Here is a 22,225-nt window from a genome sequence, read left to right on the forward strand (position 1 = left end):
GCGTGCCGCATCGTTGAAATCGACTTACGACGACGCGGACCGCAGCCCCGTCCGTTCGCTCAAACGACGGAGTGCACGGAGATCAGGCGCGAAAGCTTTCGCTGGCGCGATTTTATGGTTAGCAGTCGGTAAACGCGGTGCGGATGTCGCGCTCGTGCTTGCGCAGGAGCTGGCGAAGCTGCTGGCGTCCGCGCTTGAGCAGCGACTCGACGGCGGCCACCGTCGTGTCCATCACCTGAGCGATCTCGCCGTTGCTCATGTTCTCATGGTACGAGAAGATCACCGCGATGCGCTGCTGCTCGGGCAGGCGCTGCATCGCCAGTTCCAGCATGTCGTTCAGCTCGTTACGCTCGATGATCTCGACCGCGCCGGGCTGGCCGTCGGCGACCTCCGGCACGGTGTCGACGTTCTCGTTGCGCGGCTTGCGGCGCAGATCGATGCAGCGATTGGAAATGACACGGTACAGCCAGGTCGAGAACTTGGCGCGGCCATGCTGCCAGCGTCCACGATGGCTCCAGATCTTGAGCATGGTGTCCTGCACCACGTCCTCGGCGTCCGCCGCGTTGCCGGCGATGCGCAGCGCAATTGCATAGGCGCGATCGATGTGGCGCTCGACAAGCATACGGAAGGCAACCTCGTCGCCGGTCGCGAGCTTGTCGAGCAGCTCGCTGTCTTCATCATAGACGACGTCGTCGGCGACAGGCGCGCCGTCCGGCGCGAGCGGCACTGAGGGCATCATCGGCACCGCCGCTTCGGCCGACACCGCTGTCGCACTCCCGGCCTCGGCGGGCGCCATGACATCAGCAGCGTAACTCATCCCGCAACCTCCAACCCGCAATGCCGGGGGCGCACATGCCACACGGCTTCCAGGCGTTGAACGGGCCAATGAAGCGATCCAGGCGAAGATTTTTTGTTGTTTTTCAAGATGTTAGCCGGTCAATTTTGCCGAGTGGCGGGCAACAACTGCCGACCGCGCGCGAACTTCGCGCATCGATCCTGCAATCATCACATCGTCTCGCGCCATGGCGGATCATCCATCCTGAACAGATGCATGTGGGAGAAAACGCAGACATTACTCGGCACTAGGTGATCGAACGCGACGCGCGCGTGGCGCATCAAGAAGCGATTGTTTCCGAGCGTGACTGAACGAGAGACGACTTCCGCACTCGGCAATTTTTTCCGAATCACCTTTTTCGAACCTAGCGATTTTTTTGAATCTGTCAGTCGCGACGAACGCGATTTTGAATCGCGCGTGAAGTTTTTTTGCATTTGTGGCGCCTGACCCGACGCATGCGCACGTTAATCATCCCAGTGGGCGGGGAATTGCAGCATGAAGTTAGCTACGGTCGGCGCGGAGCGCCGCGCGCAAATTGTTTCTGCTTGGTCGTTCGATGTTTTCGATACATTTCTGTTGCGCGCATGCACGACGCCGGACGGCGTATTTGAAAGGACTTACGAGCTATCCGGCATTTCACGACCTTGTCCGAATGTTTCCGCGAGTTTCGTTCAACATCGCATCCAGGCCGAATCGCGTGCGCGCCGGACTGCGAAGGAGAAACGCGGCGCGAGCGAAGTGCGCATCGACGAGATCTATTCCTGTTTTCCATTCAAGCTGTTCGGTCTGTCACGAACCGACCTGAATGATCTGGTCGAAGCCGAGTTCACCGCCGAGGTCGAGCTTTGCCGCGTCAACCCGGACATGCTCAAGCAATATCTGGACATGAAACGCGCCGGCCATCGCGTCGGATTCATCTCGGACACCTATTGGGACTCCGGCCGGCTGGCCCGGCTGCTGCGGGCTTGCCGTCCCGGGCTGACCTGGGACTTCCTCTATGCGTCCTGCGACCATGGCAGCGGCAAGAGCGAAGCGTTGTTCGCCACCTACGTCTCCGAGCAGGGCATTGACGCCGGTGCTTCCTTTCACGTCGGCGACAATGAGAAGGCCGACATCAAGGGGGCGAGGCGCCACGGCATTCATCCCCGCTATTATCCGCAGGCGACTGCGCAGCTCGCCTCGAAGTTTCAGCGCGAGACGGCGCTGTTCGAGCTGCTGTGCGGTGGCGCGCCGTCAAGGCTCGATCATGGCGCACGAACGCTGCGGCGCATGGTCGCCGCGCGCAGCGCCAAGAGGTCGCAAGCCTTCCACCTCGGGCTGACCGTGCTCGGCCCGGCGATGGCCGCGTTCGACGCCTTCGTGACGCGGCGCTGCGAGGAGATTGCGGGTCCCGGCCGGAAGGTCGCGCTCGGCTTTCTCGGCCGCGACGGTTTCCTGTCGCACCGGATCCGGCAGGAGCTACGTGACGCCACATCGGCCTATTTCGAGATCAACCGCCGCGTCAGCCTGATCGCCTCGGCCGATACGATGCAGCCACTCGTCGATCTGCTCGGCAAGGTACTCAAGATCGACGCGCCGACCTTCCACGACATGGTGAAGATCATGCCGGCGAAAGTCGCCGCATTCTTTGCCGGCTTTCCGGACGGGATTGCCTCCGGCGCAGAGCTAGCCGAGGCGCTTCCCGGATTGATCGATCCGGCTGAGATCGTCGCGCTCGCCGCGGGCTTGCGCGCCAGGCTGCTCGCCTATCTCCGCCAGACCATCCCCGGCTTCGACGACTGCACCGACCTCGTCATCGCCGATCTCGGCTATTCCGGCAGCGTGCAGAAGGCGCTGCGCCGCATCTTCGACCTCGAAGGCATCGAGATCCGCCTCCACGGCGCTTATCTGATGTCGCTCGACGACGCCTTCGACGACCTCGCCGAGCAGGACAGCGCGGCGGGCTTCATTTCCGACCTCGTCGTCACGCCTCACGTCAAGCGCATGCTGATCCGCAATGTCGCGTTGCTGGAGCAGGCCTGCTGCTCAGCGGACGGCTCGGTGTGCGATTACGACGGCGGCGCGGTGCTGCGCGAAATCAATCCGCGTCCTCCGGAGCAGGTGGCGATTGCCGCGGAGCTCCAGGCCGGCGCACTGGCTTTCGCAGGCAGCGCGGACGGTGTCGCCCGCGACTACGACCTCGATCCCTATGCCGCACCCGATGTCGCGGCGAGCTGGTGCGCGGCGACGCTGGGCCGGCTTCTGCTGCTGCCTGACGATGACGAGCTCGCGCTGCTCGGCACGTTGAAACACGACGTCAATCTCGGCACTCACGCGCTCGCGCCGCTGCTCGATGGGCCGTTCGTGCGCAACCAGATCACCGCCCGCGGCCTCTCGGCAGCCTGCACGGCCGCCGCGCCGCCAATGTGGCTCGCGGGCAGTTTCGCCGGCCTGTCGCCATCCTATAATTATCTCTACGTGCTGTTCGGCGCCAACCGCCTGCCTGCTGACGTCTTTGAGGAACGGCCCGCCGGCCCAGTCCAGGTCGGACTGTTCCGCGCCGACGGCGGCGCAGCGCTGGAGGGGGTGACCGTTCACCGCACCGGGCTTGGCGAGCTGCGTCTGCGCATTCCCCTGTCGCGTCGCATGGCGGTCACCATGATCGCACTGCCGCTGGCGAAATTTGCGCCCGAGGGCCTGCTTCACGGCGTGACCCTGCAGCGGGGCGACGACGTTCGTGACGCCGCCGAGAGCCAGGAGGTTGTCGCCATCGCGACTGACGGGCTGATCTACGCCGGCGTGCAGCGGAATGGCGGCCACTATCGCGCCGAGACTGAAGACGGTTGCCTGCTGATCCCGGTCAGCCCGATGACGCAGGAGATCGCGGTCTACTCCGTCGCGATCACCCCGGCTCCAAATAGTGCGCCTGATCGCGCCGCCCCGGCCGTTGAAATCCCAGGGCTTACGAGGGGGCATGGAATTGCGGGACGCGACGCAGGCGAATCTTGACCAGTTGCTGCAAGCCGGCGGCATCAAGCTCGGCCGGGCCCAGCACGACCGCCTGGGCTGGCTGGTCGGCCAGTACGGCGCGCCGACGCTCGATGGCGTCCCGGACGGGCGGCACGACGGCGTCATCATTCTCAAGGAGCCACTGAGCGGCGCGGCGGCCGAGCTGTTCTACCGTTCGCTCAATCCAGCCTGCGCCGTCGTCATTCCCAGAAGCGAGAACCCCGGCTTCGATTTCCTCAAGTCCAAGCTGACCGAGTTCGGCACCGTTGGCCCCTGCGGAGCCGACGGCCCGCACGAGATGTGGTGGGGCGGCATCGGCTGGTCGAGATTCTTCGCCGCCGCCGATACCTCCCCCCTCCGGCCGCGGATCGTCTCCTGCCATCCGCGCGGCGGCGACGAGGCCGCGCCGCGCCGCCTCCGCCATTCGCTCGAACGCCTGCAGCTCGACTGTCATATCGAACCGATCGACACCCAGCTAGACGACCGCCTGCTCTGCTTCGAGAAAGCGGAGTTCATGGTGCGGATGTGGAACAAGTATCGCGAGCCGCTGCTGTTCGTCGATGCCGGTGCGACCTTGCGCGGCGCGCCGCTGCTTCCCGCCTTCCTCGGCTGCGACGTCGCCCTGCACAAGTGGAATCGCTGGGAGATGTCGGCGCGCACGCTCTATCTCGGCCGCTCCGCCCATGCGGAACGGCTGCTTCACGCTTGGCAGCAACTTGCGGCCGCCTATCCCGCGGTCTGGGAGGGCTATTTGCTGGATCAGGCCTGGAGCCTGACCTCGTCGCAGGTGCCGCTCGATACCGTATGGCTGCCGCGCACCTATCACGCACTGCAAGGCGACCTCGGAGCCTCGCGCGCCACGATCCTGCATGACCAGCAGACGACGACGCTGGAGCTCGGTCCCGATCCCGGCTTTGCCGGCATCGTGCGCGCGGCCCGCCGCGCCGGCCGCACCGGCGCCCGCGACGCCTTCATGGTGATGACCTCGAAGGCCGAGACCAGAGGCGGCATCGCCGTGATCCTGCGCGACGTCTCGGCCAGCGACGCGGGTGCGGTCGCCGCGACCGTCGAGGCCGTGACCGGCGCCTATGCCGCCGATTGCGGCGGATACGGCCGGCTCGAGCTGTCGCTCTGCGCCTGGCAGGACGACGTCGGCGTCGCGCGTGAAGCCGCCGGTCTGGCGCGATACCGCATCCTGGAGATCGCTCCGGGGCAGCGCATCGCCAACGACTTCTTCGCCGCACACGCGTCCGAGGATGCGGTCATGACCGCACGCCAACTTTTCCCCTGAGGGATATCAGAGATGCTCAAGACCATCATCCTGCTCACCGACACCGTGCAACAGCAGCAGCCGCTGGCCAATCTGCTCCGCGAGCATAATCGCGACCTCGCCTTCTGCTCGGCGCTCCGCGCATCGGACCTCGGCGCCATCGACCTGAACGTGCTGAGCGAGGCGCGGCTGGTATCTTTCGCCGCCGACGTCGCCGTGCCCGAGAAATTCCTGCTCAAGCTCGGCTATGGTGCCTACAAATTCTACGCCGCGCCGACGCAATATCCGGGCCTGCCGTCCGCGCCCGACGAGAGCGATGACGATCCGCGCTGCTACTCCGTGATCGCGCAGTCGATGACGATCTGGCCGGATTTCAAGAAGGTCGTTGGCCTCGAGACCGTCACGATCCCTGTTGGCACCGTTCCTGCCGAGCGCGAGCGGCTGGTGTTCTCACGCCTCGCTCACCTGTTCTGGGGCATGTCGCACATGATCGCCGGCGAGGCGACGGATCTTCCGGGGATCATCGGATCCAGCGAGAGCCAGCGTCCGACGCTCGCGATGATGAATTGAGCTAGCGGCGGTGAGCGAGATTCATCGCGATCTTTCCCGGGCGCCGAGCCTAATATGATTTGGCGAGCCCCAGCACCTTTTCGGCGATGAAGCTGAGCGCGAGCTGCGGGCTGACCGGCGCGATGCGTGGGATCAGCACTTCGCGCAAATAACGCTCGACGTGAAACTCCTTGGCATAGCCGAAGCCGCCATGGGTCATCACGGCCTGCTCGCAAGCCGAGAAACCGGCCTCGCCCGCAAGGTACTTTGCGGCGTTGGCCGCGGCGCCGCAGGGCATGCCCTTGTCGTATTGCCAGGCCGCCGACATCACCATCAGCCAGGCCGCCTCGAGCTCGACCCAGTTCACCGCGAGCGGATGCTGGATGCCCTGGTTCTTGCCGATCGGGCGATTGAACACGATTCGCGTCTTGGCGTATTCGGTCGCGCGCGCCAACGCCAGCTTGCCGAGGCCGACCGCCTCGGCCGCGATCAGGATACGTTCGGGGTTCATGCCTTCGAGGATGTACTGAAAACCCTTGCCTTCCTCGCCGATCCGATCCTCCATCGGGATCTCGAAATCTTCGAAGAACAGCTCGTTGGAATCGACGATCTTGCGGCCCATCTTCTCGATCTCGTGGACCTTGATCCTGTTGCGGTCGAAATCGGTGTAGAACAGGCTGAGGCCGTGGGTCGGCGAGCGCACTTCCTCCAGCGGCGTGGTGCGTGCGAGCAGCAGGATCTTGTGCGCGACCTGCGCGGTCGAGATCCACACCTTCTGGCCGTTGACGACGTAACGGTCGTTCTTGGCGACCGCGCGGGTCTTGAGCTGCGTGGTGTTGAGGCCGGTATTGGGCTCGGTGACAGCAAAGCAGGCCTTCTCGCGGCCCTCGACCATCGGCGGCAGCATGCGCTTGCGCTGCTCCTCGGTGCCGAACACGACGACGGGGTTGAGGCCGAACACGTTGATGTGCACCGCGGAAGCGCCGGACATGCCGGCGCCGGATTCCGCGATCGTGCGCATCATGATCGCAGCTTCGGTAATGCCGAGCCCCGAGCCGCCATATTCCTCTGGCACGCAGATACCGAGCCAGCCGGCATCCGCCAGCGCCTTGTGGAAGTCGTGCGGGAAGCCGCCGTCGTGGTCCTTCTTCAGCCAATAGGCATCGGGAAAGCCTTCGCAGATCTTGGCGATGGCATCGCGAATGGCTTCCTGCTGATCGGTGAGCGCGAAATCCATGATCTTGATCCCCTTCTTGGGAGCCGCGACCGCGCCATCTCCCGTCTCTCGCGTTCCCCCCGCAAGGGCCGTGGCCGCTTGTTGCGCCGCGACGTGCCCTCGCCTGCGTTCTTTAGCTCGAAAACCCCGGGTACAGATACGTGAATTTGTCCATCAACTGTGTCTACGATGCATAGGCTCATGCGGCATGACGCCAGGAGCGCGCCCGTTATTTCGCAGGGAGGAAACCGCGATGGCCGGACTTTATTTCGAAGACTTTTCCGTAGGCCAGGAGTTCAGGCATCCGCTGACCCGGACCGTCACGGAGATGGACAACACCATGTTCAGCCTGCTGACGCTCAACCCGCAGCCGCTGCATATCGACGCCCATTTCGCCGAAAAGACCGAGTTCGGCCAGCGCATTTTCAACAGCCTTTACACCCTCGGCATCATGATCGGCATGACGGTCTATGATACGACCTTGGGCACCACCGTCGCCAATCTCGGCATGACCGACGTCACGTTTCCAAAACCGGTCTTCCATGGCGATACCTTGCGGGCGACGACGAAGGTGCTTTCGTTGAGGGAATCCAAATCGCGCCCGAGAGCGGGCATCGTCGAGTTCGAGCACCATGCCTTGAACCAGAATGACGAGATCGTCGGCAAATGCCGCCGCATGGCGATGATGCACAAGAGGCCGGTCTGATGCGTTCGATGTTGTTCGTGCCGGGCGATTCCCCGCGCAAATTCGAGAAGGCGAGCGAAGGCAAGGCCGACGCTCTGATCATCGACCTCGAAGACTCCGTCGTCGCCGAGAAGAAGCCGGAAGCCCGCACCCTGACGCTGGCGATGCTGAGGAAGCGTCCCGGCCCGCACCAGCTCTATGTTCGCGTCAACGCGCTCGATACCGGCATGACGCTGGCCGATCTCGCCGCGGTGCTGCCCGGCAGGCCCGACGGCATCGTGCTGCCGAAATCGCAGGGTGGCGACGACGTGCGCCTGGTCGCGACCTGGCTCGAAGCTCTGGAAGCTGCATCCGGTATCGCGGTCGGCACGACCCGCATCGTCTGCGTCGCGACGGAGACGGCAAGCTCGATCTTCGGCCTCGGCAGCTACAAGGGCTGCTCCCCTCGCCTCGCCGGGTTGATGTGGGGCGCGGAAGACCTCTCGGCTTCGCTCGGCGCCACCGCAAAAGCCTCAGGTGGCGTGTTCCACAGCCCCTATCGTCTCGCACGCGATCTCTGCCTGATGGCAGCGGCCGCGGCCGAGGTCGCGCCGATCGACACCGTCTATACCGACATCGACAACCTCGCCGGCCTCGAGCAGGAGACACGCGCCGCGCGGCGCGACGGTTTTTCGGCAAAGGCGCTGATCCATCCCAAGCATGTCGATATCGTCAATGCGGCGTTCGAGCCGACGGACGCCGAACGGGCCTGGGCGGAGAAGGTGATTGCGGCGTTCGCCAGCAATCCGAATTCCGGCACGCTGCGGCTCGACGGCCAGATGATCGACAGGCCGCATCTCCGCGCCGCGAAGAAGATCCTCGGCCAGCCCTAGTTCGGGGCGCAAGCCCGCCACGTCGACCGGCTGCGGCCGAAGGCGACCGCTCGAAGCCGCGGTCTCAGTCGAAGCCCTGAACGGGCGGCGTCGAGCTCTGCGCCGGCACGGCGGGCGCAGCTTGAACCGGCGGCGGAGCCGGATTGGCGGCTGCTCTCACTTGACCGTTGGCTGCCATCGCCTCGCGCGTGCCTGGCGGGCTCCTGGTCGCGGCCGCGCGGCGCGGCGGCCGCCGGTGTCCGGCCGACTGCGACCCTCTCATGCCCCAGGATCGGGCGATCGAAGGTCCGGCGGTGTAGCCGATCAAGGCTCCGGCGACCGCCCCAACCGGTCCCAGCACGACCGCGCCGGATACCGCGCCGAGCGCTGCATCACCGGCGCGCTCCTGCGCAACCGCGCTCACGGGCACACAGGCCAGCATTGCGACAGCAGTAATCAGAGCTTTGGTCATCGGAGCGCCTCCCTCGCGGGAATTCACTCGTTCTCAATTATGGCCGCACGAGGTTCGCTTGCCGGCCAACAAAAGGCAATCGGCGGGTGGAACTCCGCCGTCGCAGAGCTTCCGCCGCCAACCGGCGGTTGCAGCGGCAGCTTGCAGCTACACGATCTTGATCGACATGTCCGGCAGGCCCTCGAGCTTGCATAGCAGCACGTCGCCCTTGACGACGGGACCGACATTTTCCGGCGTACCGGAATAGATGATGTCGCCGGCTTTCAGTTCGAACGCTTCCGACAGCTTTGCGATCTGCTCGGCCACGCTCCAGATCATCTTGCTGAGATCCGAGTTCTGCTTGACCGTTCCGTTGACGGCCAGCGAGATCGCGCCCTTCTCGAAATGGCCGGTCTTGCTGGCCGGATGGATTGGGCCGAGCACCGCGGCGTGGTCAAAACTCTTGCCGATCTCCCAGGGCTTCTTCTCCGCCGCCATGCCGTTCTGCAGATCGCGCCGGGTCATGTCGAGGCCGAGCGCGTAGCCATAGACGTGGTCGAGCGCCTTATCGACCGTGATATTGGTACCGCCGGATTTCAGCGCGGCAACCAGCTCGACCTCGTGATGATAGTTCTTGGTCAACGACGGATAGGGATGATCGGCGACCTCGCCGATCGCGACGTTCTGAATCGCGTCGGTCGGCTTCTGGAAGAAGAACGGCGGCTCGCGGTTCGGATCCGAGCCGCGCTCGATCGCATGTGCCGCATAGTTGCGCCCGATGCAGTAGATACGCCGGACCTGGAACACCTCTTTCTCGCCGACGATGGGGATGGTCACCATCGGCACCGGAAAGATCGGCTTGGGCCCGGCCTGCGCTGGGGCCGGAACGACGTCCGCCATGGTTGCCGCGGTCGCGACCGCTGCGGTTGCAAGCAGATCGCGTCGCGTCGGTGAGGTCCGTTTCATTGCAGGGGCTCCCCTCCTTGTCGTTGGGCCGCGTCAAGCGCGCCGCTCCGGCTGATAGTCGATCTTCAGCGTGCCCGCAACAGGGATGGCCGGGTGCGAGCTTCGAACATCTTGACAGCGGTTTCGCGTTGAATATTTCTTTCACCGAGAAAGCACTTTCTCACCCTCGAAAGATCAAAGGACCCAACGCGACCGTCTGGAGAGACGACGATGCTCGATGAGAATTTGGCCCGCATACGTGCGCACCGCAACAACATTCACCGCTATCGACGGCTGCTGAAGACAAGGCTGTCGCAGCTGGAGCGCAATTTCATCGAGAGACGCCTGGCAGAAGAGAAGTCGGCGCTCGATGCGCTGACCGCAGCGACTTTCCCTGTCGGCTTCCGCGCCTCAGGACTGCCGGCCGATGCGATCGGGTTGGCGCGATGAACAGTCAGCGGGACCTGCTCATTCGCGGCAGCGAAAAGGTGATCGGCCACTACGAGCTGCTGCTTGCAAGCGCGAAGACCGAGCATGAGCGCGAGCTCTATCGGCAGCGCATCGAGCGCGAGCGTCGGCTGATCCGCGACCTGCAAGGCGGGCCGGATGACCGCGCCGCCTGAGCAGGGGAGAGCATGCGGTCTATGACCGCTGCAGGGGCGAGCCACTTTCCTTTTGGCGGACTGCGATCTAGAGCGGAGTAGCTTTAGGTTGAATCGATTGCCGCGGGCTCGTTCACCTGTCCCGCTTGCGGGAGAGGTCGGCGCGTCCCGGGCGATGCGAAGCATCGTCCCGCGCGCCGGGAGAAGGCTTTCTCCTCTTGGAGATTGTCCCATTGAGGAGACACCCTCTCCCCAGCCCTCTCCCGCAAGCGGGAGAGGGAGTGCACCTCCGTCATCGCGGCAATCAAGCCTCATCCCATCATGCTTTAACGAACGAGGCGATTGGGGCCTGCAAGCGCGCTGCTCGGTTCAGTCGCCGGCGCCACGCGCACGGTGGCGGTGAGTGGCGCACCGTTGCGCAGCAGAGTGAGCCTCACCTCCTCGCCGACGCGTGCAAGGCCGATCGTGTTGCGGAGCTGGGCGGCGGTGCGGATCGGGCGCTCGTCGGCTGCGGTCACGATATCGCCCTTGCGCAGGCCGGCCTTCTCGGCGGGCGAGTCCGCCACGATCTCGGCGATGACGGCGCCTTGGTTCAGTCCCTTGTTGATCGACGGATGCAGGTCCTTCAGCGAGACGCCGATGCGACCGCGCTCGACGCGGCCGCTCACGACGATCTGCTCCATCACCTTGCGCGCCATGTTGACCGGAATGGCAAAGCCGATGCCGACATTGCCGCCCGCAGGCGAGATGATCGCCGAGTTGATACCGACCAGCTCGCCGCGCAGGCTCACCAGCGCTCCGCCGGAATTGCCTGGATTGATCGCGGCATCGGTCTGGATGAAATCCTCGTAGCCCTGCTTGCCGAGACCGGTGCGGCCCAGCGCGCTGACGAGGCCGGAGGTCACGGTCTGGCCGAGGCCGAAGGGATTGCCGATCGCAAGCACGAAATCGCCGACGTCGAGCGCATCGCTGTCGCCGAAGGGAAGCGCCTTGAGGCCCGCCGGGTTCTGGATCTGAAGCACTGCAACGTCGGTCGGCGGATCGCGCCCGACCACCTTGGCGGAAAACTGCCGGCCGTCCTTGGTCGTGATCTGGACCGCGGAAGTGCCTTCGACCACGTGATTGTTGGTCAGCACATAACCGCGCTCGGCATCGACGATCACGCCGGAGCCGGTCGCGCTGACCTCCTTTTCGATCTGCCGGGGAACGTCGAAGAACTCGCGGAACAGCGGGTCGCGATAGAGCGGATTGTCCTCGCGCACGCGGCCGTGCACGGAAATGTTGACCACGGCGGGTGTCACCCGGCGCACCAGCGGCGCCAGTGTCGGCACCGAGCCGCCGGTCTTCATGTCGGGGATTTGGCCGGCAGCAGGCTGTAACGCCGTGAGCGTCATCACCAGCATCGCCAGCAAGAGCGGACGCACAGCATTCATCTTTCTTCCTGCCGCGTTGTATGGATATCGGAGAACGGGGTGGCTTCACTCGTCGTGGGACGCGAGGAGCCAGCCTTGCATGGCGAGAAACGGAGCGGCGAAGGCCGCCGAGGCCTGGCCGAGCAGCACGAGTCCCAGAACGGTCTGCGTGAGCATCATGGGCTTCGCCCCTCGGCGGCGGCCCAGGGCCGCCGCAGCCGCATCGGCACGCCGCCGCCGCGCGGCGGATCGTCGTTGTCATTGTCGCCGTCGAGCTTGCGCAGGGCGGCCAGGATGTCGGCGAGCCGGACCGTGTGGCTCATTCCGGGGATCTCACGCAGAGCGGGACAGGACTCGACCGCGTACATGTCGGATGCCCAGGACGACAGGATGATCCGCTTCTCCGGCGGAGAGAGCTCGGCCGCATTCAGAACGTCGGCGGGCGAGTCGTAATGGGCCGCGGGATGAAACAGCGGATTGAGAGTGCCGGTGTTGGTATTGACATTGGTCATTGGTGAACCTCCCCTCATGCTCCTTTCCAAGGGACGGGCTTGTTGACGTTTGGACGGCGGCGGTCATCGCCGCCGTCCCGCTTTCACTCATTGCGTGTTGATCGCGATGCGCTTGACGCCTTCGCGCGCCTTCTCGGATTTCGGCAGCGACACGGTCAGGACGCCGTTCTTGAACGATGCCTCGGCCTTGTCCTCCTCGACGCCCTCTAGCGGGATCTGACGTTCGAAAGCGCCGTAATAACGCTCGGTGAAGTATCTGCCTTCGCCGTTGCGCTCCGCCTTCTTCTCGCCGCGGAGAGTCAGCACGCCATTGGCAATCTCGACCTGGACCTCCTTCTCGGTGAGGCCGGGAAGCTCGGCCGAGACGGTCAGCGTCTTGTCGGTCTCGCTGAGCTCGACCCTCGGCCAGCCGAAGCGGCCTTCCATCAGCGGCGACAGGCTGGTCCCGCCGAAGCCGCGGAAGACGTCGTCGAACAGACGGTTCATCTCGCGGTGAAGGGTCAGGAAGGGATCGAAATTGTCGCGCGCAGGGCTAAGCTCCTGTTTCCCTGACCAGGGAATGAGATCACGAAAAGCCATGGTTCTCTCCTTCATGCATCGGGGAAGCGCGGCCCACGTGTGGCGCGCCGCGCTCCGCCACCTCGCTTGCTCGGAAGCTTAAGCAGCTTTCTTCTGCTCGATCTGCGAGGCCGCAGGCGCGGCACCCGCGATCGGGATCCGACGCGGCTTAATCGCTTCCGGAACCTCGCGGACCAGGTCGATGATCAACAGTCCGTCCTGGAACGAAGCCTGCTTCACCTGGACATAGTCGGCAAGGTTGAACACACGCCGGAACGGCCGTGCGGCGATGCCCTGGTACAGATATTCTCGCGCGGCGGTCTCGGGTTTCCTGCCCTCGATCGTGAGCGCATTCTGTTCGGCCGTCACCGTGATGTCGCTGGCGCCGAAGCCTGCCACCGCAAGGCTGATCCGGTAATGGTCCTCGCCGGAGCGTTCGATGTTATAGGGGGGATAATTGTCCTCGGTCGCCTGGCGCAGCGTGCTGTCGACGAGGTCGGCCAGGTGATCGAAGCCGATGGTGGAACGCCACAGGGGCGCGAAGTCGAAACTGGTCCTCATAACCAAGTCCTCCTGAGAGCAAGATGGATACGAAGGAGCGCAGGACGGGGTCTCAGACGGGGTCCGAAGACCGGCCCGGCGCCCGCACCGGACCCGATCTGGCGTCCGGCACACCGCTCTCGCGGCGAAAAACGACTTAGAAAATGGAAAGTTGGTTTCAAGAGGCCAGCCAGAAAAAATTTTGCGGCCGCCGGACCTCTCCCAGGGGTAGCCTGCCGAACCAAGAGTTTCGACGATCCCCGGCCATTTAGCTGTGTCGCACCAGGCGTAGAAATAGCCTTGCCCCGTCGAACAGGATGGGAACTCGTTCGGCAGGGCCTTCATTGGCAGGCACCCGTGCCATGCAGACATTCCGGAGAATTGGCTTCGCGCTGCTCTTCGGCGCGACGTCGCTGGGGGCCGGCGATGGCGCGGACATGATCACGCCTGCACGCATGAAGGTATCAGGCACGATCGACGCCCGCTTCCAGTCCTACAATGTCGAGATGGTCGAGGTGACCGGCGGCCGGTTCTGGAAGCCCTACGCGCAGAAGGACATGCGTCGTGATCGCTACGCTTATCGGCCACCGGTTGATCTCTCCAACCAGCGGCTGCGCCGGCTCGCCGCGGCGCTGGGGCCCGCCTACATGCGCGTCAGCGGCACCTGGGCGAATGCGACGTTTTTCGCCGACAATGACGCTGCGGAATCCGCGCCACCCGCCGGCTTCAACGGCGTGCTCACCCGCGCGCAATGGCGTGGCGTCGTCGATTTTGCCCGTGCGGTCGATGCGGAGATCGTGACGTCCTTTGCCGTCAGTCCCGGCAGCCGTGGCCCGGACGGCGCGTGGAGGCCGGCCCAGGCGCAGCGTCTCATTGACGAGACCCGCCAACTGGGTGGCCGCATCGCCGCCGTCGAATTCATGAACGAGCCGACCCTCGCGGCCATCAACGGCCCCCCGCCGGGATATGACGCCATGGCCTATGGCCGCGACTTCAATATCTTTCGCGACTGGATACGGCGCTCGGCACCGGAGACCCTCATCGCCGGTCCGGGCTCCGCAAGCGAGTCCGCGTCCTCATCCAGCGGCATTCGCACGCGCGACCTGCTCGCCGCGACGGGGCCTGGGCTCGATCGCGTCTCCTATCATCACTACAACACGCTCTCGGCTCGCTGCGGCACGCACGACGATCCGGTGCAGGCGCTGTCCGAAGACTGGCTGTCGCGGACCGACGCCACGCTGAACATCTATCGCAGATTGCGCGACGCATTCGAGCCGGGCAAGCCGATCTGGCTGACGGAGACGGCGAATGCCGCCTGCGGCGGCAACATGTGGGATGCGACCTTCCTCGACACGTTCCGCTATCTCGATCAACTCGGCCGTCTTGCCAAGGCCGGCGTGCAGGTCGTCATGCACAACACGCTCGCGGCGAGCGACTACGGCTTGCTTGACGAAAGGACCTTTCGCCCGCGGCCAAATTACTGGGGCGCCCTGCTCTGGCGCCGATTGATGGGATCGACCGTGCTCGATCCGGACGTGGCCTCGACAGCCGGCCTCCACGTCTATGCACATTGCCATGCCGCGACAAAGGGTGCGGCATCCGTGCTTCTCATCAACACGTCGCGACACAAGTCACGTTCCGTGACGCTGGCCGTTTCGGCCGCGCGCTACACGCTTCGGGCGGATCATCTGCAAGACATCAGCGTGCAGTTGAACGGCAAGAGCCTCTCGCTGTCGGACGACGACGACCTGCCCCGCTTCGAAGCGCGCGCGACGGCGGCAGGTCGGGTCCGCCTGCCGCCAGCGAGCATCACCTTCCTGGTGATGCCCGGCGCTGCCGCTTGCCGTTGAGGTGGGCAGGACTCGAGGCCGTCGCGCGCCGCTTTTCCGGCGCCTCGGCGTCACGGCGATCCTGATGATCGGCGGGGTTGAAGAAGTTCCGCCTCTCCTCGCCCAACCAGTTCGTCATTGACAAACTTATTTGTATATATCTAATTTACCTCCAGAGCGATCGGCCGCGCCGTGCGGCCCATAAAAGAGAGGAAACAACGATGAGAGGGCTTCTGGCCTGCGCCATGCTCGCGGCCATGACGTCGGCGGCCATGACGACAGCGGCGACCGCGCAAGTCTCCGACGACGCGGTGCGGATCGGCGTGCTGACGGACCTGTCGAGCTGGGGCCGGGACAACTCAGGACCGGGCTCGGTCGAGGCCGCGAAGATGGCGGTTGAGGAGTTCGGGCCGACCGTGCTCGGCAAGCCGATCGAGATCATCAGCGCCGATCACCAGATGAAGACCGATGTCGGCGTGCAGATCGTGCGCGGCTGGTTCGACAACGGCAAGGTCGACGCCGTCGTCGACATCCCCAATTCCGGCATCGCGATCGCCGTGCACAACATGGTGCGCGAACGCAATAAGATTGCCCTGCTCTCCGGCCCCGGCGCGAGCTCGCTGACCGACGAGCTGTGCAGTCCGAACACCGTGCACTTCACCTACGACACCTACGCGCTGTCCAAGGTGACGGCCTCCGCCGTGATCAAGGAAGGCGGCAAGTCCTGGTACTTCATCACGGCCGATTATGCTTTCGGCCAGCAGCTCGAGAAGGACGCAACCCGCTTCATCAACGAGATGGGCGGCAGGGTGCTCGGCGGCGTCAAGCATCCGACCAATACCGCGGACTTCTCCTCCTTCGCGTTGCAGGCGCAGAGCTCGAAATCCGACGTCGTCGCCTTCGCCAATGCCGGCCAGGACACCGACAACGCGATCAAGCAGTCCGGCGAGTTCGGCCTGGTGCAGGGCGGCCAGAAGCTGGTCGGCCTGCTGATGTTCGACACCGACGTGCACGCGGTCGGCCTCAAAGCCGCGCAGGGCACCTATATGACGACGGCGTCGTACTGGAATATGGACGAGGCGACGCGCGCTTGGTCCAAGAAGTTCTATGAGCGCACCAAGGTGATGCCGACCATGATCCATACCGGCGTCTACGGCTCGGTTCTGCATTACCTGAAAGGCATCAAGGCCGCCGGCAGCGACGATCCCGCCAAGGTAATGGCCAAGATGCGCGAGCTGCCGATCGAGGATATCTTCGTCCATGGCGGCAAGTTGCGCGAGGACGGCCGCGTCATCCGCGACATGTACCTCGCCAAGGTCAAATCGCCCGAGCAATCGAAGGAACCATGGGACTATCTGGACATCGTCAAGACCGTGAAGGGCGAAGACGCCTTCCGCCCGGTCTCCGAGTCCAAATGTCCGCTGCTCAAAAAGTGAGGTTCAGATGACCGGCAACGAGCATAGCGCAAGCGAAACCTACGAGTGCGATGTGCTCGTGGCCGGATCGGGCTGCTCCGGCATGTCGGCCGCGATCACCGCCCGCTCCCGCGGCCTCGACGTGCTGATCGTCGAGAAGGAGCCGCGCTTCGGCGGCACCACCGCCCGCTCCGGCGGCTGGCTCTGGATTCCCGGCACCTCGCTGGCGAAGGCCTATGGCATTGCGGAAACGCCGGAGCAAGCCCGCACTTACCTGCGGCACGAGGCCGGCAACAATTACGATGCGGCACGCGTTGATGCATTTCTGTCGGCCGGCCCCGAGGCGGTCGACTTCTTCACCACCAAGACGGCGCTGCGCTTCGACATGCCGCTGGTGTTTCCGGACTATCACGCGGAGGCGCCGGGCGGCGCACAGGGCGGCCGTTCCATGGTGACGCGTCCGTTCGACGGCCGCGAGCTCGGCGACCTCATCAAGACGCTGGGCATGCCGCTGCCCGAGCTCACCGTGTTCGGCATGATGCTGGGAAGCGGCAAGGAGATCATCCATTTCATGCGCGTGACGAAGTCGCTGACCTCGGCGGTCTACGTCGCCAAGCGGCTGTCGCGGCACCTGATGGACGTGCTGCGCTATGGCCGCGGCATGACACTGACCAACGGCAATGCGCTCGCCGGGCGCCTCGCCAAATCCGCGCTCGATCTCAAAATTCCGATGTGGCTGTCCTCGCCAATGCGCGAGCTAACGGTCGAGAACGGCACCGTGACCGGCGCGATCGTTTCGCGCGAGGGACGCGACGTGCGTGTTCGCGCGCGCCAGGGCATCGTGCTCGCCTGCGGCGGCTTTCCCCATGACGCGGAACGGCGCAAGAAGATGTTCCCGCACGCGCCGACCGGCAACGAGCATTATTCGCCGGGGCCCACCGGCAACACCGGCGACGGGCTGCGTCTCGCAGAATCCGCCGGCGGGCGAGTCGAGGATCGCCTGCCCAACGCGGCGGCCTGGGTGCCGGTGTCGCTCACCACGCGCAAGGACGGATCGAAGGGCGTGATGCCGCATTTCATCGACCGCGCCAAGCCGGGCGTGATCGCGGTAATGCGCGACGGCAAGCGCTTTGCCAATGAAGGCAATTCCTATCACGACTTCGTCCAGGCCATGGTCAAGGCGGCCAGGCCTGGCGACGAGATCGCCGCGTTCCTGGTCTGCGATCACACGACGCTGCGCAAATACGGCCTCGGCTGCGTGCCGCCCTTCCCGATGCCGCTGGGTCATCACCTCCAGACCGGCTATCTCATGCGCGGCGATACGCTGGAGGCGTTGGCGGCGAAGGCCGGCATCGATGCCAAGGCCTTCGTCGAGACCGTCAAACAGTTCAATGCGACGGCGCCGCAGGGCCACGACGCCGCCTTCGGCAAGGGCTCGAAGGCCTATAACCGCTACCAGGGCGACGCGATGCACGGGCCCAATCCCTGCATCGCGCCGATCGAGAACGGCCCGTTCTATGCCATCAAGATGGTGATCGGCGATCTCGGCACCTATGCCGGCATCGTCACCGACGCGAACGCGCGGGCGCTCGACGCCGAGGGCCGGGTGATTCCTGGGCTCTATGCCGCCGGCAACGACATGGCGAGCATCATGGGCGGAAATTATCCCGGTGCCGGCATCACGCTTGGGCCGGCACTGACCTTCGGCTACATTGCCGGCCGTCATCTCGCCGACAGCGCCGCCAAGCGCGACGCGGCGTAAGCCAGACGCCAGGAGGCGCATGAAGAGGGAAAGCCGCGGCATCCAGTCGATCGAGGTCGGCGGAGAACTGCTCCGGGCCCTCGCCCGGTGCGGCGAGCCGATGATGCTGCGCGACCTCGCGCGCGAGGCCGGCATGGCGCCGGCCAAGGCGCATCCCTACCTCGCCAGCTTCTCGCGCATCGGCCTGATCGAGCAGGACGAGACCACCGGCCGCTACGAGATCGGCGCACTGGCCTTGGAGCTCGGCCTGATCAGCCTCCGCCGCCTCTCCGGCGTGCGCATCGCAAGGCCGAAGATCGCCGCGCTGGCGAGCCAGATCGGACATGCAGTCTCACTCGCAGTGTGGGGCACGCAAGGGCCGACCGTGGTCCAGCTCGAAGAGCCGGCCCAGCCGGTTCACATCGTCATGCGCGTCGGCTCCGTGATGGCGCTGCTGGAGACGGCGACCGGCCGGGCGTTCGCAGCGTTCCTGCCGGAGAAGACGATTGCCGCCGCGCTCGAGAGCGGCCTCGACCGTCATGGCGTCGGTTACAATCCCAAGCGCGCGGTGAAGGGCGCCAAGGTCGCGGAGATGCTGACCGAGGTGCGCAAGCAGGGCCTTGCCCGCGCCCTCGGCGATCCCCTGCCCGGCGTCAATGCCTTCTCCGCCCCGGTGTTCGACCATTCCGGCCATGTCGCGCTGGTCATCACCGCGATGGGGCCTGAGGGCACGTTCGACGCGCGCTGGGACAGCCCGATCGCGCATGCGCTGCGGGATTGTGCCGGCGGCATCTCGAAGCGGCTCGGTCACGGGATCAATGTTGCGGCGGAGTGAGAGGAATACTGCTCGCCTCACAACGACTGTCATTCCCCGCGAAAGCGGGGAATCCAGTACGCCGCAGCCCATCGGTTCTATCACTGCTGTCTCGGAGTACTGGATCGCCCGGTCAAGCCGGGCGACGACAGCGAGTGTGGGGCGACCTCCTCCTACTTCTCCTTCACCGGCACCGTGTAGTTCAGGACGAGCCTTCCGCCATCCGGATAGATCGTCTGCCCGGTGATGTAGGAGGCATCGTCGCTGGCGAGGAACGCGACAACGGAGGCCACCTCGCTCGGCTCGCCGCCCCTGCCCGCCGGCGTGCGTGACATCACTGTCTTGCGGGCGTCCTCCGAGGTGTAGATCGACGACGCCACCATGTCGGTCAAAATCGTGCCCGGCCCGACCGCGACGACGCGAATGTTGTGCGGGGCGAGCGCGACTGCGGCGACCGAGGTGAGCTGCTTCATGCCGCCCTTGGACATCGCGTAGGTCGCAAGCGCCGGGATCGCGAGCAGCGCATTCACCGACGACATGTTGATGATGACGCCGCCGCCACCTTGCGCGATCATCTGCCTGGCGGCCGCCTGCACGCCGAAGAACGCGCCCTTCAGGTTGATGCCGATGATCTCGTCGAATTCCTCTTCGGTGATGTCGAGGATGTCGCGGTTGCGGGCGACGCCGGCATTGTTGACCATGATGTCGAGCCGGCCGAACTCCTTCACGGCGGTGGCGACGAGCAGGTCAACATCAGTGCGCTTGGCGACATTGCCGACGACGGCGCGCAAGGTATCCGGCCGGCCCAGCTCGGCGGCCGTCGCGGCAAGGCCCTCGGCATCGATGTCGGAGATCACGACCTTGACGCCGTCGTCCAAAAGTCTCTTCGCACAGGCTTTTCCGATGCCGCGTGCGGCGCCGGTGATGGCGGCGACCTTACCAGATAATTTCATGGGTTCGCTCCAGGACTTGTGACGGTCTCGCGGACGCGCTCACGCAAAGACGCGCGGGCGCAGTCCGGCGTGAAACCAGGTGATCATGGAATAGATGTCATAAACCGGCAACCCGACCTCGGCTTGAAGCGCCGCCGCATAAGGCGGCATGTTGGTGCATTCGAGCACGATGGCGCCGACATCGGGATTTTTGGCGACGAGCTGCTTGCCGGCCTCGACCACGTCACGCTCGGCCTGTGCGACGTCCATGTCGTCCTTCTCGGCCTTGATCAGGACGCGAAAGAACTCCTTGCCGTTCTCGGTGCCGACCAGCGGCGTGTCGAGCGGCACCCCGGCGCCTTCGAGATGGGCCGGCGTCAGGGTCGAGCCCGACACCGTGACGAGACCGACGCGCTTGCCCGGCGGCAGGGTCGCCTGCACCCACGGCACCTGCATCAGCGACGAGGTCGCGACGGGAACGCCGACCGCGGCCGCGATCTCCTTCTGGAACAGCGAGAGAAAGCCGCAATTGGTGGTGATCGCCTCGGCCCCTAACCGCACCAGATCTTTGGCCGCATCGATGAAGTCGGGCAGCAGGCCGGCCGCGCCCTTCAGCACCACCTTCTCCGGCGAGGCCCCGCTCACCACGCGATAGAGCACGGGAAAGGGCCAGGTCGTGCCGTTGCCCATGTCGCCGGGAATGCGGGGGAAGCGCGCCTCCAGCATCAAGATGCCGAGCGGCGCGCCATAGATGGCCTTGCCGCCACGGGCGATTCGGGATGACGCGTTGGCTGAAATGGTCATGTTGCGACCTCAGAGAAAACGATCGGGCGCGAAGGGAAGAAGCGGAATTTCCGGTTGCTTGCCGCTGAGGAGCTGCGCGACAAGGCGGCCGGTCCGGGCCGAACCGACCAGGCCGACATGGCCATGGCCGAAAGCATAGACGATATCGCGCGAGGCGCGCGCATAGCCGATGCAGGGTCGTCCATCCGGCATGCTTGGCCGATGGCCGAACCAGGTTTTTATGCGCGAGGCCGGAATGTCTTTCGGCAGCTTGGGAAACATGCTGATGAGATGGTCGCGCAGGATCTCCGCGCGTTTCCAGTTCGGCGCGGCCTGAAGGCCCGCGATTTCGACCGTGCCGGCCGCGCGCAGGCCCCTGTTGGTCCAGTTCACCACCATCTTGGCATCGGACGCCATCATCGAGCTGCGCGGGCCCGATTCCGGATTCTCGATCATGACGTGATAGCCGCGCTCGGTCTCCAGCGGCAGGGGATCGCCGAGCGATGCGGTGAGCTGCTTCGAGCGGGCGCCAGCCGCGACGACGGCCGCATCGCAAGCGATCTCGCCGGTCTCGGTGACGACGGCCACGAGCTTGTTGCCGGACAGCTTCAGACCGGTCGCCTTGGCCCGCACATGCTTGGCGCCGCTCGCGATCGCATGATTGGCGAGCGCTGCGACATAAGCGCCGGGATCGCGGCAGCGGCCAGCCTCCTCCACCACTACACCAAAGGTGTAGCGCGGGTGCAGATCAGGCTCGCGCTGACGCATCTCGTCGGCGGAAAGCTCCAGCCATTCGACACCGACCTTCTTGCGCAGGCGCCACCCAAGGTCGTTGTCGAAATTGCCGCGCGACGGAAACACGTGCATGACGCCGTTGCGCTCGATCAATTCCGGAACGCCGGCTTCTTCGGCAAGCTTCCGGTGCAGCAGCGGCGCGTCCTTCAACAGATCACGCAGCGCAAAGGCCGTCGTCTCGACCCGCGCCGCGGTCCAGCCGGAGAGCAGATATCTGATCAGCCAGGGCAGCGCCTTCGGCAAATACGACCAGCGGATCGCAAGTGGGCCGAACGGGTCCATCAGATAGCCCGGCACCTTCTTCCAGATGCCAGGCTCGGCCGGTGGGATCACCGAGTGCGACGACAGCCAACCGGCATTGCCGTAGCTCGCTGCCTGTTCGCCGCCGGGCTCGCCCGGATCGATCAGCGTGACGCGATGGCCCTCGCGCAGCGCCTCGATGGCGCTGATCACCCCGACCGCGCCGGCGCCGATGATCGCAACGTGGCGACCGCCCGCCATC

General features: G+C 65.0%; 22 protein-coding genes. 11 read left to right on the plus strand and 11 right to left on the minus strand.

All coding sequences use genetic code 11. The annotated features are described in order from the left end of the window. Positions 1–118: 118 nt before the first annotated feature. Complete coding sequence (locus XH84_RS25585) at positions 119–817, minus strand: RNA polymerase sigma factor (RefSeq protein WP_128920173.1); 699 nt, start codon at positions 815–817, stop codon at positions 119–121. A gap of 513 nt (positions 818–1,330) precedes the next feature. On the opposite strand from XH84_RS25585, the gene XH84_RS25595 reads away from it, so the two are divergent. From XH84_RS25595 to XH84_RS25605, 3 genes are read left to right on the plus strand one after another with little or no spacing between them, the layout of a single operon-like run. Next, positions 1,331–3,823, plus strand: coding sequence for a hypothetical protein (locus tag XH84_RS25595; protein ID WP_245471848.1), 2,493 nt, complete (start codon positions 1,331–1,333; stop codon positions 3,821–3,823). Next, complete coding sequence (locus tag XH84_RS25600) at positions 3,789–5,114, plus strand: hypothetical protein (protein WP_128920174.1); 1,326 nt, start codon at positions 3,789–3,791, stop codon at positions 5,112–5,114. Before XH84_RS25595 ends, XH84_RS25600 begins: the two co-directional genes overlap by 35 nt. A 12-nt stretch (positions 5,115–5,126) precedes the next feature. Beyond that, on the plus strand, positions 5,127–5,663 hold the full coding sequence (locus XH84_RS25605; RefSeq protein WP_128920175.1) for a hypothetical protein: 537 nt from the start codon (positions 5,127–5,129) through the stop codon (positions 5,661–5,663). 49 nt (positions 5,664–5,712) lie between these two features. On the opposite strand, the gene XH84_RS25610 is transcribed toward XH84_RS25605, so the two are convergent. Beyond that, positions 5,713–6,879, minus strand: coding sequence for an acyl-CoA dehydrogenase family protein (locus XH84_RS25610; RefSeq protein WP_128920176.1), 1,167 nt, complete (start codon positions 6,877–6,879; stop codon positions 5,713–5,715). A 187-nt stretch (positions 6,880–7,066) separates the two neighbouring features. Here XH84_RS25610 and XH84_RS25615 point away from each other — a divergent pair, with 187 nt between their 5' ends. After that, entirely contained in the window at positions 7,067–7,564 is a 498-nt protein-coding gene (locus tag XH84_RS25615; protein WP_347338760.1) for a MaoC family dehydratase, read from the plus strand. Continuing rightward, positions 7,564–8,415, plus strand: coding sequence for an HpcH/HpaI aldolase/citrate lyase family protein (locus XH84_RS25620; protein WP_164936351.1), 852 nt, complete (start codon positions 7,564–7,566; stop codon positions 8,413–8,415). The genes XH84_RS25615 and XH84_RS25620 overlap by 1 nt, the downstream gene beginning before the upstream one ends. 64 nt (positions 8,416–8,479) lie before the next feature. Here the strand turns inward: XH84_RS25620 and XH84_RS25625 are convergent, their stop codons facing one another. Beyond that, a complete protein-coding gene (locus tag XH84_RS25625) occupies positions 8,480–8,866 on the minus strand; it encodes a hypothetical protein (protein WP_128920178.1) in 387 nt (128 codons plus the stop codon). 147 nt (positions 8,867–9,013) lie between these two features. Then, positions 9,014–9,811 (minus strand): fumarylacetoacetate hydrolase family protein, encoded by a 798-nt coding sequence (locus tag XH84_RS25630; protein ID WP_128920179.1) that lies wholly within the window; start codon positions 9,809–9,811, stop codon positions 9,014–9,016. A gap of 210 nt (positions 9,812–10,021) precedes the next feature. Between XH84_RS25630 and XH84_RS25635 the strand changes: the two genes are divergently transcribed. Next, positions 10,022–10,240, plus strand: coding sequence for a hypothetical protein (locus XH84_RS25635; RefSeq protein WP_128920180.1), 219 nt, complete (start codon positions 10,022–10,024; stop codon positions 10,238–10,240). After that, the gene (locus tag XH84_RS40030) at positions 10,237–10,413 is read left to right on the plus strand and encodes a hypothetical protein (protein ID WP_164936352.1); all 177 of its coding nucleotides are present in this window, start codon (positions 10,237–10,239) and stop codon (positions 10,411–10,413) included. Before XH84_RS25635 ends, XH84_RS40030 begins: the two co-directional genes overlap by 4 nt. 305 nt (positions 10,414–10,718) lie before the next feature. On the opposite strand, the gene XH84_RS25640 is transcribed toward XH84_RS40030, so the two are convergent. From XH84_RS25640 to XH84_RS25655, 4 genes are all read right to left on the minus strand, one after another. Then, positions 10,719–11,825 carry a trypsin-like peptidase domain-containing protein gene (locus XH84_RS25640; RefSeq protein ID WP_128920181.1) on the minus strand — a complete coding sequence of 369 codons (1,107 nt, stop codon included), beginning with the start codon at positions 11,823–11,825 and terminating at the stop codon, positions 10,719–10,721. 155 nt (positions 11,826–11,980) lie between these two features. Continuing rightward, positions 11,981–12,316, minus strand: coding sequence for a hypothetical protein (locus XH84_RS25645; RefSeq protein WP_128920182.1), 336 nt, complete (start codon positions 12,314–12,316; stop codon positions 11,981–11,983). A gap of 87 nt (positions 12,317–12,403) precedes the next feature. Further along, entirely contained in the window at positions 12,404–12,895 is a 492-nt protein-coding gene (locus XH84_RS25650) for an Hsp20/alpha crystallin family protein (RefSeq protein ID WP_128920183.1), read from the minus strand. Positions 12,896–12,973: 78 nt separating this feature from the next. Next, positions 12,974–13,435 carry an Hsp20 family protein gene (locus XH84_RS25655; protein ID WP_128920184.1) on the minus strand — a complete coding sequence of 154 codons (462 nt, stop codon included), beginning with the start codon at positions 13,433–13,435 and terminating at the stop codon, positions 12,974–12,976. A gap of 341 nt (positions 13,436–13,776) precedes the next feature. Between XH84_RS25655 and XH84_RS25660 the strand changes: the two genes are divergently transcribed. The 4 genes from XH84_RS25660 (at position 13,777) to XH84_RS25675 (ending at position 19,234) form a co-directional block, all read left to right on the plus strand. Further along, a complete protein-coding gene (locus XH84_RS25660) occupies positions 13,777–15,264 on the plus strand; it encodes a glycosyl hydrolase family 79 N-terminal domain-containing protein (RefSeq protein ID WP_128920185.1) in 1,488 nt (495 codons plus the stop codon). A 200-nt stretch (positions 15,265–15,464) separates the two neighbouring features. Beyond that, positions 15,465–16,679 carry an ABC transporter substrate-binding protein gene (locus XH84_RS25665; protein WP_128920186.1) on the plus strand — a complete coding sequence of 405 codons (1,215 nt, stop codon included), beginning with the start codon at positions 15,465–15,467 and terminating at the stop codon, positions 16,677–16,679. Between the two features lie 7 nt (positions 16,680–16,686). Further along, on the plus strand, positions 16,687–18,420 hold the full coding sequence (locus XH84_RS25670) for an FAD-dependent oxidoreductase (protein ID WP_128920187.1): 1,734 nt from the start codon (positions 16,687–16,689) through the stop codon (positions 18,418–18,420). Positions 18,421–18,439: 19 nt separating this feature from the next. Beyond that, on the plus strand, positions 18,440–19,234 hold the full coding sequence (locus tag XH84_RS25675) for an IclR family transcriptional regulator (RefSeq protein ID WP_128920188.1): 795 nt from the start codon (positions 18,440–18,442) through the stop codon (positions 19,232–19,234). Between the two features lie 152 nt (positions 19,235–19,386). Here the strand turns inward: XH84_RS25675 and XH84_RS25680 are convergent, their stop codons facing one another. From XH84_RS25680 to XH84_RS25690, 3 genes are read right to left on the minus strand one after another with little or no spacing between them, the layout of a single operon-like run. Next, positions 19,387–20,166 (minus strand): SDR family NAD(P)-dependent oxidoreductase, encoded by a 780-nt coding sequence (locus tag XH84_RS25680; RefSeq protein WP_128920189.1) that lies wholly within the window; start codon positions 20,164–20,166, stop codon positions 19,387–19,389. A 39-nt stretch (positions 20,167–20,205) separates the two neighbouring features. Continuing rightward, positions 20,206–20,949 (minus strand): aspartate/glutamate racemase family protein, encoded by a 744-nt coding sequence (locus tag XH84_RS25685; RefSeq protein ID WP_128920190.1) that lies wholly within the window; start codon positions 20,947–20,949, stop codon positions 20,206–20,208. Between the two features lie 9 nt (positions 20,950–20,958). Beyond that, positions 20,959–22,224 (minus strand): NAD(P)/FAD-dependent oxidoreductase, encoded by a 1,266-nt coding sequence (locus tag XH84_RS25690; RefSeq protein WP_128920191.1) that lies wholly within the window; start codon positions 22,222–22,224, stop codon positions 20,959–20,961. Between the last annotated feature and the right edge of the window lies 1 nt (position 22,225).

The organism is Bradyrhizobium nanningense (assembly GCF_004114535.1).
In the GTDB taxonomy this organism is placed as follows: domain Bacteria; phylum Pseudomonadota; class Alphaproteobacteria; order Rhizobiales; family Xanthobacteraceae; genus Bradyrhizobium; species Bradyrhizobium nanningense.